This is a genomic window from Paraburkholderia sp. 2C, assembly GCF_054589215.1.
In genome coordinates this window covers 58,895-73,093 of the sequence record NZ_BAAILL010000029.1, presented here as the reverse complement: position 1 = coordinate 73,093, position 14,199 = coordinate 58,895, and the positions used below count along the sequence as shown (strand labels likewise).

At 61.6% G+C, this 14,199-nt stretch carries 11 protein-coding genes and 1 pseudogene; 8 read left to right on the top strand and 4 right to left on the bottom strand.

Translation table 11 applies throughout. The features are described 5' to 3' along the window. Positions 1–279: 279 nt before the first annotated feature. Positions 280–663 (top strand): annotated as a pseudogene (locus ACYPXD_RS06790) (cysteine--tRNA ligase); the annotation flags it as partial. A 224-nt stretch (positions 664–887) separates the two neighbouring features. Here the strand turns inward: ACYPXD_RS06790 and ACYPXD_RS06785 are convergent. After that, on the bottom strand, positions 888–1,367 hold the full coding sequence (locus ACYPXD_RS06785; protein ID WP_459708898.1) for a (2Fe-2S)-binding protein: 480 nt from the start codon (positions 1,365–1,367) through the stop codon (positions 888–890). A 41-nt stretch (positions 1,368–1,408) separates the two neighbouring features. Continuing rightward, entirely contained in the window at positions 1,409–3,676 is a 2,268-nt protein-coding gene (locus tag ACYPXD_RS06780; RefSeq protein ID WP_459708895.1) for a xanthine dehydrogenase family protein molybdopterin-binding subunit, read from the bottom strand. Positions 3,677–3,769: 93 nt separating this feature from the next. On the opposite strand from ACYPXD_RS06780, the gene ACYPXD_RS06775 reads away from it, so the two are divergent. Continuing rightward, a complete protein-coding gene (locus ACYPXD_RS06775) occupies positions 3,770–4,438 on the top strand; it encodes a TetR/AcrR family transcriptional regulator (RefSeq protein WP_459709114.1) in 669 nt (222 codons plus the stop codon). A 498-nt stretch (positions 4,439–4,936) separates the two neighbouring features. Here the strand turns inward: ACYPXD_RS06775 and ACYPXD_RS06770 are convergent, their stop codons facing one another. Beyond that, a complete protein-coding gene (locus ACYPXD_RS06770) occupies positions 4,937–5,659 on the bottom strand; it encodes an alpha/beta fold hydrolase (protein ID WP_459708893.1) in 723 nt (240 codons plus the stop codon). Positions 5,660–6,125: 466 nt separating this feature from the next. On the opposite strand from ACYPXD_RS06770, the gene ACYPXD_RS06765 reads away from it, so the two are divergent. Both ACYPXD_RS06765 and ACYPXD_RS06760 read left to right on the top strand, forming a co-directional pair. Further along, positions 6,126–6,590: a nuclear transport factor 2 family protein gene (locus ACYPXD_RS06765; RefSeq protein ID WP_459708891.1), complete on the top strand. Its 465-nt coding sequence runs from the start codon at positions 6,126–6,128 to the stop codon at positions 6,588–6,590. A gap of 71 nt (positions 6,591–6,661) precedes the next feature. Further along, positions 6,662–7,714 (top strand): hypothetical protein, encoded by a 1,053-nt coding sequence (locus ACYPXD_RS06760; protein WP_459708889.1) that lies wholly within the window; start codon positions 6,662–6,664, stop codon positions 7,712–7,714. Between the two features lie 247 nt (positions 7,715–7,961). Here the strand turns inward: ACYPXD_RS06760 and ACYPXD_RS06755 are convergent, their stop codons facing one another. Then, on the bottom strand, positions 7,962–8,993 hold the full coding sequence (locus tag ACYPXD_RS06755; protein ID WP_459708887.1) for an AraC family transcriptional regulator: 1,032 nt from the start codon (positions 8,991–8,993) through the stop codon (positions 7,962–7,964). Positions 8,994–9,141: 148 nt separating this feature from the next. Between ACYPXD_RS06755 and ACYPXD_RS06750 the strand changes: the two genes are divergently transcribed. From ACYPXD_RS06750 to ACYPXD_RS06735, 4 genes are all read left to right on the top strand, one after another. Beyond that, positions 9,142–10,080: a beta-keto acid cleavage family enzyme gene (locus ACYPXD_RS06750; protein WP_459708885.1), complete on the top strand. Its 939-nt coding sequence runs from the start codon at positions 9,142–9,144 to the stop codon at positions 10,078–10,080. 120 nt (positions 10,081–10,200) lie between these two features. Then, positions 10,201–11,556 carry an MFS transporter gene (locus ACYPXD_RS06745; RefSeq protein ID WP_459708882.1) on the top strand — a complete coding sequence of 452 codons (1,356 nt, stop codon included), beginning with the start codon at positions 10,201–10,203 and terminating at the stop codon, positions 11,554–11,556. Positions 11,557–11,597: 41 nt separating this feature from the next. Next, the gene (locus ACYPXD_RS06740) at positions 11,598–12,389 is read left to right on the top strand and encodes an SDR family oxidoreductase (RefSeq protein WP_459708880.1); all 792 of its coding nucleotides are present in this window, start codon (positions 11,598–11,600) and stop codon (positions 12,387–12,389) included. Between the two features lie 102 nt (positions 12,390–12,491). After that, a complete protein-coding gene (locus ACYPXD_RS06735) occupies positions 12,492–14,192 on the top strand; it encodes a tannase/feruloyl esterase family alpha/beta hydrolase (protein ID WP_459708877.1) in 1,701 nt (566 codons plus the stop codon). The last annotated feature ends 7 nt before the right edge of the window (positions 14,193–14,199 follow it).

Here is a 14,199-nt window from a genome sequence, read left to right as displayed (position 1 = left end):
GGCCTCGTTCCGTTGCACGGCGATTGCGGGCGTCAGCGTTTTTCCGCAAACAGTCATTCGATGTTGACCGGCATAGCCGGCAAACGCCAGGATTGCCGACATGCTCGATCGAACTCCATTCCCTGCCTTGCTGGTCCGCGCATGTTGTCAGGACATGCCGAGCGAAAGACACGTCTGTTGTGATCTAGCCTGACGTTGAATCGAGCGTGTCCTGGCCGCCCGTTTGAAAAACCGGCGGCCTTTTTGTTTTGCCAGAATAGTCGGTACGGAGAAAACGCGATGCCGCTCGCGCTATATGGCACCTGGTCGCGTACTGTGCGCCCGTTCACGCCAATCCGGCCCGGTCAGGTGGGCATGTATGGCTGCGGTCCGACGGTCTATGACCACGCGCATATCGGCAATCTGAGAACGTATGCGTTCGAGGACGTGCTTCGCCGCGCGCTGATGCGCAACGGCTATGAGGTCCGGCACGTCGTGAACATTGCCGACGTCGGCCATCTGACTTCGGATGCCGACGAAGGCGAAGACAAGATGGAAAAGGGCAGCCGGCGCACCGGGGAATCGGCGTGGGCGATCGCTCGCCGCTACGCCGAGGCGTTCGCCGCCGACTGGCGGGCGCTCCGACTGCTGGAGCCGACGGCAACGAAAAAGTCCGATTCACACCGGCATGAAGATCAATTGCTTCGTTGTCGAGCGCGGAAGCACTGCAGGCGGGCGAGCAGAACATCGAGAAGCAGCGACAAGCGATCAGGCAGCGAGGAGTACTGAAATAGCCGACACCGATCGAACGATCCGGGAATGTGGGTTCACCGGGTTGGTCGGCGTACGATGCAAGTCGCTTTCGTCCGCGTGCTTCCAATATCGGGAATTTGCATCACGACGGGGTGCTACAGATCTGGACTGTCGTTTTGCAGCTTGCGAGCGGCGATGTCGATGGCGCGGCGAATGCGCGGGTAGGTGCCGCATCGGCAGAGATTGCCGCTCATCGCGGCATTCACATCGTCCACCGCTGGATGACGGTTGTACTTAAGCAGCGAGCATGCGGACATGAGCTGCCCGCTCTGGCAATAGCCGCATTGCACGACATCGACCTCTGTCCATGCCGCACGCAGTGCGTCCGCTTCGACGCCATGCAGTCCTTCGATGGTCGTGATGCGCTGCCCGCTGCCGACCGCGGAAAGCGGCAGGACGCACGAGCGTACGGCGTTGCCGTCCAGGTGAATGGTGCACGCGCCGCACAGTCCCCGGCCGCAGCCAAATTTCGTGCCGGTGAGTTTCAATTCGCCGCGCAGGACCCACAGTAGCGGCGTATCCGCCTCGGCATCGACCGGTACGTCCGCGCCGTTGATGTTCAGGATGATCGTCATGGGCAGTGATCTCGTGTGATGTCGTGTGATGTCGTGGGGTATCAAGCCAGCCGCAGCGGCAGACTACGGAGCCGCTGACCGGTCAGCGCGAACAAGGCGTTGGCCACGGCGGGAGCGACGGGCGGTGTGCCCGGTTCGCCGACGCCCCCAGGCGCAAGCGTGCTGGGCACGATGTCGACGTCGATCTGCGGGCACTCGTCCATGCGCATAGGCGCGTAAGCATCGAAATTGCGCTGTTGTACCGCGCCGTTTTCGATCGTGATTTCGCCATGTAGCGCGGCCGAGAGTCCAAACACAATGGCCCCCTCCATCTGCTGGCGTATCAGATTGGGATTCACCGGCATCCCGCAGTCGACCACACATACGATACGGTGCACGCGAATCTGCCGGTCAGAGGAGACCGACACCTCGGCCACCTGCGCGACGATCGTGCCGAAGCAACGGTGGATTGCCACGCCGCGCGCACGCGGCGCGCCGTCGGACGCTGCTGCAAGCGGAGCGTTCCATTGCGAAAGTTCGGCGACTCGTCGCAGCACATGCAGATGCCGCCCGTCGTCACGCAACAGATCGGCACGGAATGCAATCGGGTCGCGCCGGGCGGCCGCAGCACATTCATCGACGAAGCTCTCGGTGAAGAAGCCGTTCTGCGAATGGCCGACGGAGCGCCAGATGCCGAGCGCGATTCCCGGCTCGACGGTCTGGTGCGCAACGCGCGCGTTCGGAAATGCGTAAGCCGTGTCAAACGCACCCTCGGTCGCGTTGTCGAGAAATGACGGCGCTCCCATGCTCGATCCCGCCGATGTGGCGTGCCATGCGACAAGGCGCCCCGTGGAATCGAAGCCCGCCGTGCAACGCGACCGATACGCGGGCCGATAGTAGTCGTGCGTCATGTCCTGCTCGCGCGTCCAGATCAGCTGGACCGGTGCGCCGTCAGTCAGACGCGCGAGACGAGCGGCCTGCACGATCACATCGGAGAAGTAGCGGCGGCCGAATCCGCCGCCGAGGAACGGCACACGAAGGTCGACATGGTCGGCATCGATTCCGAGAGCATTGGCGGCGGCGGCACGCGCGAATCCCTGCGCCTGCGTTCCGGCCCAGACCGTTGCACGGCCATCCTTGAACTGGACTGTGCAGTTCATCGGCTCCATCGCGGCATGTGCGAGCAGCGGCACGAAATATTCGGCGCTGATGGTGCGCGCAGCCGATGCCAACGCGGTCTTCACGTCGCCGGTTTCAAAATGGGTTTTGCCATCGCCGCTGTTGAGCGCGTGAGTCAGCGCGTCGCCGATCGCGCGGCTGGACTGCGTGTACGCCGCGCCGTGATCCCATTCGATCGAGAGGTGGTCGAGCGCCCGTATTGCGTGATAGGGCGTATCCGCAATAACAGCAACGCCCCCGGACGTGGCTCCGGTGCTGCCGATACCGCCGGGCACGGGATCGAGCGCGACGATATGCCTGACGCCGGGCAACGCCTTTGCCGCGCTCCCGTCGAAGCGCATCACACGTCCGCCGAGCGTCGGGCACATCACGATGCTTGCATGGAGCAGGTCCGGCGGCACAGCGTCGATGCCGTATTGCGCCGAGCCGTCCAGCTTGGTCGCATTGTCGAGTCGCCGCACCGGCTGGCCGATCAGGCGGAAATCGGCGACGCTCTTGAGCTTCACTTTATCGGGCACCGGCATATGCGCTGCCGAGGCCGCAAGCTCGCCAAACGACGCGTGCTTGCCGGAGGGATGCTGTACGACGCCAAGCGTGACCGTACAGCTGTCCGCTGGCACCTGCCAGCGGGATGCGGCAGCGGCCACCAGCATCGCGCGCGCTGCCGCGCCAGCTTCGCGCATCGGCAGCCACTGGTCCGCGATGCTCGAGGAGCCGCCGGTGCCCTGCATGCCGGGAATTTCGCGCAAGACCCGCCGTGCAAGGTGGCCGGATACGCGTTTGACGATGCCGTGATTGTCGGGTCTGAAAGGCAGCGCGTCGGCGATGGCGGCCAGGTTGTTGTAGATGCGGTCGTACGTGGACGGCTCGAGCTTTACGCGTGCCCAGTCAGCATCCATCTCGTCGGCGAGCAGCATGGCGAGTCCGGTTTGCGCGCCCTGGCCCATTTCAACCTGCGCCATCACGACGGTAATCGTGCCGTCGTCCGAAATCTTGACCCAACCATTCAGCGGATATTGCCCAGCCGCGGCCGGGAGCGGACTGTCCGGCACAAGCCGTTGGCGAGCCGGTAACGCCGCCCAGCCGATGATCAGTGCACCGGCGACACCCGCCGTCCCAAGGATGAAATGGCGGCGCTTCAGGTTAGGCATGGGACGCGTCCTCGGTTACGCTGGTGACTGCGGCGCCGCGCGCCCGCCGTTCGGGACGCGTTCAAAAACGATGCCGCGGCGAAAGTGTACCAAATGCACAAAAATAGTATACTTATATCACTCATGAGACCTCCATTACCCAAGACGCGGCCGTCGGGCTCCGCCGATGAAAACCGCCCGACCAAGCGCGACGCCGTCATCGGCGCTGCGCTGTCGCTATTCCTGAAGCGCGGCTACCGGAAGACCTCGATCGACGATATTGCGGAAGTGGCGCAGGTCGCGAAGCGCACGGTGTATCTGCACTTCCAGGACAAAGAGGCGGTCTTTCTCGCAGTCGTCGATTACCTCGGCGAGCTTGTGCGGGCGCGCTGCGACGCAGCGCTGCGGAAGAATGGCGATGCGGCCACCCGTCTCGGCGCGCTGTTGAACGCGTATTACGGGCTGGGCGCCGAGATGTTCGGCGAGTCGGAGCACCTGGCGGAGTTAGCCGAAGCGGTATCAAAGCTCGCGGCGCGACGTGTTGCCGATACAGCGGCGACGTATGAGCAGTGTCTGAAGGTTTTCTTGGGCACATTGATAGAAGCCGGCGAAATTGACGGCCCGCCGGCAGGCCTGACTACCCCACAGATCGTGAAGTTGCTGATGCGTAGCGCGGACGCGGCTAAACGCGCACCCGATGTCAGCGGTAATCAGGCTCGATTGAGAAGCGAACTGGCCGCGCTGTCGGTGCTGACGGTTGCGGCGATGCGGCGCGTCGCGTAGCGGACTGGCGGATTCTCCGTGGGCGGATTCTCCGTGCCCAGAAAGCCCGCTAGCGAAAAGCGTGCGATGCGTTTGACCGTTTCGATTGAACGAGCTGCAGGAAAGTCGGGCTGGGGCGACCGCTCTCCGAACGTGTCCCGACCCGATCGACGAACTGGATCGCATTCGGATACCGTACAAGGTGATCCCATACCAGAGCGATGGCAAACCTGACTGACCAGACGTCACAAACCGATCGGGGTTCGCGTTGCCCTGATTCCATGCGAGCTGCCAGGCCTCGCCCACCGGCCCCACGGCTGCGATCGCGCCGTCATGCCTGGCCGCGCTGTAGTAAGCGTTGTGATTCGCATCGGTCAGCCTGGTAGGGGCCGACAGATACGATTCAGGAAATGCTGAAGCGGTCGGATCGCCGCCGGCCAGCATCTCGGCGAGATCGCCCCGCGCCCAGGTTTCGTACATGTAGATCTTTGCGTTTGCCGCCGCCATGCACTGCTTGCTCTATCGCGAAATCTCTCCCGGGCGCGATGCGCGCAGCATCCACTTGTCGATATCGTCGACGACCTTCTCGTCGATACCCCAATAGCCGTGCGGCGACCGCGAGCTGCATGCGTTTGACGACTTTGCTATTCCGCCCTCGACGAACAGAACCGCCGATGGGGCATTGCGCATGGCATCCGCGATCTCGTTCGCCTTCGACGGCGGCGCGACTGAACATCGGTCGTCGCGGTTCGCGACGACCAGTGCAGGCACGCGGACATCCTGCGGGCTAGCGTCAAACACGGTTTCATGGGACTTGCCCAATACGGAAACGGATTCTGTCAACATCACGCCGGCCAACGCCTGATGCCCTGTATGCGAAGCGGCGTTCATCGCCGCAATCGATCCCTGGCTCGTGCCCATCACCCACACCGGGACATTCGACACCGAATGTGCGAAAGCCAGAATCTTTTGCGTTACAGCCGCGTATTCCGGCGTGCTGCGCTTGCCGCGCATCGATTGATGATCGATCGCGTCGACGATGACGACGCCGTAGCCACGCTGAGCCCACAACTCACGCGTGCGTACAACGAAGTTGTCGTCGTGCTTGATTGAGCCGTCGCGTTCGATGCCGACATCGCCTGCTCCGCCCGGAAACATAACGATAATGCCGCGCATGTCATGCTTCGGACCATAGAACAGCACACGCTGATATGCGCCGCCGTCTAGCGGTAGGTCTTGCACGGCGCTCAGGATCGTACCGGCGCCGGACGTTGAATCCGTCGCTTTCTGACGCCAGGACGTCTCGTGGGCGCTGGCGCATAAACTCGACGTCCCGATCGCGATCGACGCGACATGAGCGAGCACGTGATTGGCAAGCTTACCGAGATGCATAGTTATCCAAAATATAATGTAAGAAAGAAAAAACCTTGGTGTAATTTGCAGCTGTTACTCGAGCATGGATGCATATCGAGTCTACAAGCGTTCGCCGGGTTAGGGTTGAAAGATGTTCGGCGTCCAATACGTTTGAATGCGATGACTCATAGTTGGTGCGTATGGTGAGCATTGTCTTCGCACCCCGCATATCGCCTCGGGACGGCGGCACCATGCAACGAGAGCTGAAGATGTAGTTTGCCGGTACCTTAAGATCCGTTCAGGAATTCAACGGTAGTCCTGATATCTATCATCAACGGCGCCAGGGAGATGTACGATGCGCACGTTTTTTACGAGGAATGAATCGGGCGCGGCTACCGCTGGGCCGAACCTGCCGGAGCTATACCTCGGATCTATCGCCTGTCTTAACCGGTACGACTGGCCGGGCCTTTATCACTTTGTGGCCGATGACGTGCAGTACAACGACAGAATGCTTCGCCTTCCAGGCTACATCCGAATGCAGAAGATGCATTGCGATGAAATCCCCGACCTTTACTTTCAGATCGGTACGCTGATGGCCTCGCCGCCGCTCGTCGCTAGCCCCCAGTCAGCGGATGACGACCGCTCGCCAACCGACGTCAGGCGTCCGGTCGAGTCTCGGAATGTTTTCGTAAGCCGAATCTCTTCGGCTGAAACATTCGATCCGCGAGCGTTCAGGCGCGCGGCGATGGCCGCAAAGGGCATAAAAGATGCGTCGTGTGAGCTAAAGCCCTGCAACGTTTTGGTCGATATCTCCGGGTGAGCCTCGCACCTTCGTCGCTCAGCGGCGCGACAGAATATCCCGAATACTCAATCACGCTTGGGTACACCCGAATGTCCTCACCGATCAGCGGCATCACCGACGCCCAGTTACCGGGCTTACAAAGTATTTCGCCTACGCCCGGCAGCGGCGGGCGGAAATCATCGAGTCAATCCGCAGGGCCGCAGATTGGCCTGGTTGATATCGGCCAAATGCAGGAAGTGCAGAACGATTTGACAACGCTTCAGGCGGTTGCGCTCCCGATGCTCGCGACGGCCAACGTCAGCCAGTTCGAGGCCGCCTTCGGGCAGATCCTGCAAACAGCAACCACCGTCGATCCAGCGACCGGGCAACGGGAGATGACGGCAACCGCTGACAGCGAACTGAGCGGTGCGCTTCAAAGCTTAATGGTGGAAAGCGGCTTTACGGCGCAGCAAGCCGAGGCAGCCAGTGCGAGTTTTGGCGAACAACTGGCAAAAGGCGGTTCTGTCAGCCTGAATGCAAGCTTCGCCGCGACCTCTGCCGAATCGTTCGCGGTATCCGGATTCACACAAGCTTTTGCGGGCAATATTGTCGTGTCGGCCGGTTATGGGACGACGCTGTCGGCGTCGGGGACAATCGTCAATGCACGCGCAGGTTCGGTGTCGATAACATTTGATCCCGATAGTGGCGCGTTGTCGGTTTCGCTCGACAATCAGTCGGTGTCCGCGACCTCGTCGGTTATCAGTGTTGCCAACCCAGGCGCGCTTGCTACTTCCGCCACGCCAGGCGCTTCGAGACCAGTCGGGCGGGATCAGAATCCCGAGGGTACTAACGACGACGGCGGAAGCCGTCCGCGCGGGCTGATCGCCGAACTCGGACACCCGACGCTGCACGGCGCAAGTACCGCACTCGATTTGCTGCGCGCAGCGGCCAGTGACGCGCAAACAGAAAACGCGGCCGGCGCCAGGCCCGGAGATCAGGTGCGGAATCGAAACCATGCAAAGCTCGCCGCCGTAACGGTGGGTTTCACGCAGCCCTTGTCCATCGCGAGCCACGCTGTAAATGGCGATCGCGCGACGCTGTTCAGGCGACCCGACGGCAGCACCGGTGTCGTGTCGTTCGGTCCGATGAACATCGAAGCTTGAACAGGGGACAGCCGCAGGCGCTCAAAATACTTGACCCGCGAGCCTGCGATCGCGTCGCCCAAGCGCGATAGATGTCCGCCGCGGGTTCGTAAGCGGCCGCTTCCGGACTACGCGGGAAAGGGCGGCAAGGATCGCTTTGAGTCGCCTCAAAATCCGGGACGTGCGCTTGCTGGCCGGGCAGTCATGTCCGTCACCGGGTTTTACGGAGGCCCGCACCGCGGCCTGGTCCGCTGCCCAACATCGCGACTCATGGCTGATCGCGAATCTCACCCGGGCCCTTACCCGTCCATCGTTTCAACGCCCGGCGGAAGTTGGCCGTGTCGCTGAAACCGACCAGCATGGCGACATCGTCCGTGCTGAGCTTCGTGCTCTTCAGATACTCGGTGGCGAGCGAGCAACGAACGTCATCGACAATCGCAACGAACGACGTGCCTTCCGATTCCAGACGCCGCCTCAGCGTTCGGCTGGTCATCCTGAGGGTGACCGCCACCGATTCCATGCTCGGAAACACACCCGGCTTGCGCATCAGCAGTTGATACACCTCGCCCGATACACCCGATGATGTTTTCGCCTGCCCGATCAGCCGGTCGCAAGTCTCCTGCAAGAGCGCGGCGGAATGCCGGTGCGCGAGATGCGGCTTCATGTCGAGTATGGCGCTGTCGTATATGAGCTGGCACTCCTCAGCGTCGAATTCGCACGGGCAACCCAGATACTGCGTATAGATCGCGGCGTAGTCCGGCGCCGGGTAGGAGAAGCGCGCAAGCATCGGCGGGCAGCGCTGCCCGGCGACATCTTCGAGATGCGTCACGTGCTGGGTGTATTGCTGCTCCAGCAGGAACTGCTGAACATCGTGCGGCAGGTTCGACGAGAAGGCGTCCGGAAAGGTCCAGACCGACGTATCGGGATACTCGGTCCACTCGATCGTGATGGTCGGCGTCGCCAGCCGATGATATTTGACGCCGAGGCGGAAGTAGTCGCGCAGCGAAAGACACGACATCAGGGCGTAGCCATACATTCCGTATGCGGCCAGATGAAGCCGCGCTCCCGTCCTGAACGGCGTGCCCGGATCGGACGAAAGGCTGACCGCATTTCTGCATACCGCCGCGTATTGCCTGACCGAGGTCATCACCGAAGCATCGTCAATCTGGTCAGGCTCGACGCCGCTTCCCCGCAGGCTGTCCTCGGGCGCAATGCCTTGCTCCGCAAGCACTTCGACCAGCGCCGCAATCTTATACGGCGCATAGATGCGCTCGTTCAATAGCGGGAATTTCGAGGACATCATGCCTCCCGAAGTGTCCGCGGGGGACATCAGCTTGTCCGAAAAAGACCTTACATCGTGAATCGTATCTCACTACTATCAATGGGACAAGAGACGGGTCCGCATCGTGGATGTGCGACCCGCAAACCAGTTGGAGACAAAGCACTAAATGGGAAATTCGGCCAGCAAAGTCATCATCACATGTGCAGTGACAGGGTCGGCGCACGTGCCGTCCATGTCGGAATATCTGCCACTTACGCCCGATGACATCAAGACACAAGCGCTCGAGGCCGCCGAGGCCGGCGCAGCCATTCTTCATCTGCATGCACGCAATCCGCAAGACGGCCGGCCAACGCCCTCGCCGGAAGTGTTCCGCCAGTTTGTCCCTGCGATCGCCGCACAGACCGATGCAGTCATCAACATCTCCACGGGCGGCAGCACGCGTATGACGCTCGACGAGCGTTTGGCCTATGCGCGTATTGCCCAACCCGAGATGTGTTCACTGAACATGGGTTCGATGAACTTTTCGCTGCATCCGGTCGCGGCAAAGATGTCGTCCTGGCGATTCGATTGGGAGAAAGAATACGTCGAAGGGATGGAGGACATGATTTTCCGGAACACGTTCCGGGACATCAGGAACATCCTCACCGAGTTCAACGACTACGGTACGCGCTTCGAGTTCGAATGCTACGACGTCGGGCACCTGTATAGCCTCGCGTATTTCATCGACATCGGACTCGTCAAGCCTCCATTTTTCATCCAGTCCGTCCTGGGCATTCTCGGCGGGATCGGCCCCGACCCGGAAAGCCTCTTATCGATGAGGTCGACCGCCGATCGTCTGTTCGGGCGTGAGAACTATCAGTTTTCGATTCTTGGCGCCGGCCGTCATCAGATGTCGCTCGTGACGATGGGGGCGATCATGGGCGGCAACGTCCGCGTGGGTCTGGAAGACAGCGTCTATCTGTCGAAGGGCGTGAAGGCAAAATCGAATGCCGACCAGGTCCGCAAGATTCGCAGAATTCTCGAAGAGCTTTCTTTCGATATCGCGACGCCGGCCGATGCCCGCGCAATGCTGGGATTGAAGGGACGCGAAAACGTCTCGCTTTAAACAGAGGGCGCCGCGCGCGAAGTTCGCGCAGGCGGGGCCGCGTTTCTCCTGCAACGCCGATCGGGCGTCACCCGACGCGCAACACAAGAAAAAACACGCAGGACAATTTCCGGAGACATCATGACTGCAGCCACGGTTGACCACAGCCTCGGTGAAATTCACCGGCGAGCGACTCGCAAGGCGATGACGCGGGTCGTCCCGCTGATGTGCGCGATCTATTTCATGTCGTTTATCGACCGCACGAACGTGGCGCTGGCCAAGAGCGCACTCGCGGCTGACCTCGGTATCAGTGCCGCCGCTTACGGCCTCGGCGCGGGCATCTTCTTTATCGGTTACGCGCTTCTCGAAGTTCCGAGCAATCTCGCGGCCCATCGTCTCGGTCCGCGAGTCTGGATCGCCCGCATCGCCGTCACCTGGGGCGTGTTATCCACGGCCATGATGTTCGTGCAAGGCGAGTGGTCGTTCTACCTTCTGCGCGTCTTGCTGGGTGTCGCGGAAGCGGGGCTGTTTCCGGCCTTGATGTACATGGTCACGTTGTGGTTTGCGCCTAAAGACCGGGCGGTCGCCGTGGGCTGGATTTATACGGCCCCTTCGATTGCGCTCATCATCGGCAATCCGCTCGGCGCAGGCTTGATGCAACTGGGCGGCATTGCGGGGCTGCGTGGCTGGCAGTGGATGTTCCTGCTCGAAGGCTTGCCCACCATCGTGGTCGGCATCATTCTGTTCTTCAAGCTGCCGAACCGGCCATCCGAAGTCGAATGGCTGACGCCGCAGGAAGCGCAGGCGCTCGAGGATCACGCGGTCATTGACACGCATGGGCACGCGGATCTCGCGTCGACGCAGTGGGTCGCCGCATTGAAACGTCCGACCACGGTGCTTATCGCGCTGATTTACTTCCTGAATCAGGTAGCGTTCGTCGGCCTTTACTTCTTCACTCCGTCGATTGTCGGGCAGATGCATGTGAAGTCGCCGCTTCTTGTCGGGCTGCTGTCGAGCAGTGTCGGCATCGGCTTCCTGATTGGCGTGTTAGCGCTGCCGCGCATCCACCGCCGCATCAACAACGATTGCGGTTTCCTGGGTGTCCTGACCGCGGGCGTTGTCGTCGCCGCATGTGCGTTTATCGCCATCCGGAATCAGGCGGCGCAAATCGTTCTGCTCGGCATCACGGGCTTGTTCGCGGGCGGCATTCTGCCTTCCTATTGGGCTGTCGCGATGAAGCGGTTACAGGGTGTGCAAGCTGCGGCCGGTCTCGCTTTCATCAATACGGTCGGTTTGCTGGGCGGCTTTGTCGGGCCGTATCTGTTCGGGCTTGCCGAGACGCTAACCGGCAGGAGCGACTCCGGCTTCAACGTCGTGGTGGTTGCATCGGTGCTCGGGTTGTGTCTCGTGCCGCTCCTGGCCAAGGCCATCCGCGCGGCGGAGCGTCCCATACCGGCAACGGGTAACGGGGCGCAGTTGAAGACTTCGAAGAGCTGACCGCCGGCGGACCGTGCAATTTCACTTTGTGGCTGCGACACATGGATACGTTTGAGCTTTTGAAGCCAAGACCCGGCCTGCGCGTGCTTATCTCGGGTGCGGCCGCGGGCATTGGAGCGGCGATGGCCGAGGCTTTCGTTCAGGCTGACGCACGCGTCTATATCTGCGATGTCGACCGCGCAGCAGTGGAAAATGCCAAAGAAAGGCATCCGAATTTACATAGCGGCGTGGCGGATGTGGCGAATCGCGAGCAGGTCGACAAGATCATCGACGACGCGCGCGCAACGCTCGGCGGCCTCGACGTTCTGATCAACAACGCGGGCATCGCGGGTCCGACAGGCGAGGTCGAGTCCATCCAGCCGGACGACTGGGAACGCACCATTTCGACCAATCTGAACAGCCAGTTCTACTTCCTGCGCAAGGCGGTGCCGTTGCTGAAAGAGACATCCGATTGCCCGGCGATCATTGCGATGTCATCGGTGGCGGGCCGGCTCGGCTACGCGTTTCGCACGCCTTACGCATCGACGAAATGGGCGATTGTCGGACTGGTCAAGTCGCTCGCAGTCGAGCTTGGACCGAGCAACATTCGCGTCAATGCCATTTTGCCTGGGGTCGTACAAGGCGAACGGATGGACAGCGTAATCGCGGCACGTGCCGAATCGACCGGCGTCTCGTTCGACGAGATGAAACAGCAATACCTGAAAAAGATCTCGCTTCGCCGCATGGTGACCGTCGACGACATTGCGGCCATGGCACTTTTCCTCGCGTCGCCCGCGGGGCACAACATCACGGGGCAAGCCATCAGTGTCGATGGCAACGTCGAATATCTTTGACGGCATCCCGACAGCATCACGCGCAGGGCGTCGCGGCCCCTAAAAAAGCGATTCGCTGTGCGATGGATTCAGACGAAAAACGTTGGTCATAACGGAGACATCATGATTCCAGTTCACCTGCGCGGTTCGAAAGTCGCGCGCGTCGTCGCGCTGTTGTTGACATCGGCCACCTCGGCATCCGGCATCGCGGCGACGCTGCCTGTGCACGATGTCGCCGCCTGCGAACGTCTGCAAGGCCTGGTCGTGCCCTCGTCCGAGATCGGCTTGCCGACATCGGGTGCGACCGTCACCGCGGTCACGCCGGTCGCTGCCCGCGGAAGCGGAGCAACTGCGTTACCGGCGTACTGCGAGGTCACGGGCGAGATCTCTCCACTCGACAGGTCGGCGCCGCAGATTCAGTTCAAGGTCGCGTTGCCTGCGCAATGGAACGATAAGGTCGTCATGTTCGGCGGTGGGGGTTTTGACGGCACCATTCCCGACGTGACGGGCAACGTACCGAATGGCCCGATCGATCAACCCGTGCCGCTCGGCCGCGGCTATGCGACCTTTGCGAGCGACTCCGGCCATCAGGCGAACGCGCTGGCTTCGCAGGACGGGCGCTTTGGCTTGAACGACGAGGCGGTCAGGAATTTCGGCGGCGACGCGTTAAAGAAAACGCACGACGCGGCGCTCGCAATCATCAAGGCCCGCTATGGGCATCTGCCGCATAAGGCGTATTTCGCCGGCGGATCGACGGGCGGGCGCGAAGCCGTGACGGCGATCCAGCGCTGGCCGTCGGATTGGGACGGGGCGATTGCATGGTATCCGGCCTGGGATGACGCAGCGGCGCTGCTCGGCGGTCATCGAATGAACCGCGCGCTAGCCAAACCGGGCGCGTATCTTTCCGTCGGCAAACGCAAGGCCGTGTACGATGCGGCGATTGAGGCGTGCGACGCGCTGGACGGCGTGGCCGACGGCCTGATCAGCGACCAGCAACAATGCAACGCACGCTTCGACCCGTCCACCGCGACCCTGAACGGCGCGCCATTGCGCTGTCCGAAGGGCGCGGACACCGGCGACAATTGCCTGTCCGACGCACAGATCGAAGCGTTGAAAACGATCAACACGTCAACCCGTTTTCGCTTTCGACTCGCGAGCGGCGAGACTCAATACCCCGGATACAACGTCTGGGGCGCCGATCTGGGCATTACCTCGCGCACTTCGCCCGTCGAGCCCGAGGTCACGTTCCTCGCCCTCGGAACCTCGCAGCCGGCCAATCCGATGCCTGCGACAGCGCCCTACATCAGCGTTCTTACCGACCAGTGGATCAAATATTCGGTTACGCGCGACCCGGGCTTCGATTCCCTGTCGCTCGATCCCGAGCAGCCCGGTGTCTGGGCCAACCGTATCAGCGAGCTCAGCTCGCAGCTCGACGCAAGCACCGATATCTCCGCGTTCAGGGAGCGAGGAGGGAAGTTGCTGCTCGTTCATGGCGTAGCCGATGTGCTGGTTAGCACGCGTGCAACCGAGCAATATTATCGACGGCTGCAAGAGCGGTTTGGCCCTCGCCAAGTCGATTCGTTTGTGCGCTTCTATGAGATTCCCGGAATGGGTCATGCGGCGAGCAGCACCTTCAACGCGACCTGGGATTCGCTATCGGCGCTCCAGCAATGGGTCGAGCGAGGCAAAGCGCCAGTCGGGCAAGTGACCACCGACACCGCCGGCGTCCCCGGTCGCACGCGGCCGCTGTGCGATTACCCGAAGTGGCCGCGGTATGAAGGCGGCGACGTCAATCGGGCCGATTCGTTCCAGTGTGTGGAGTAGTCGACGG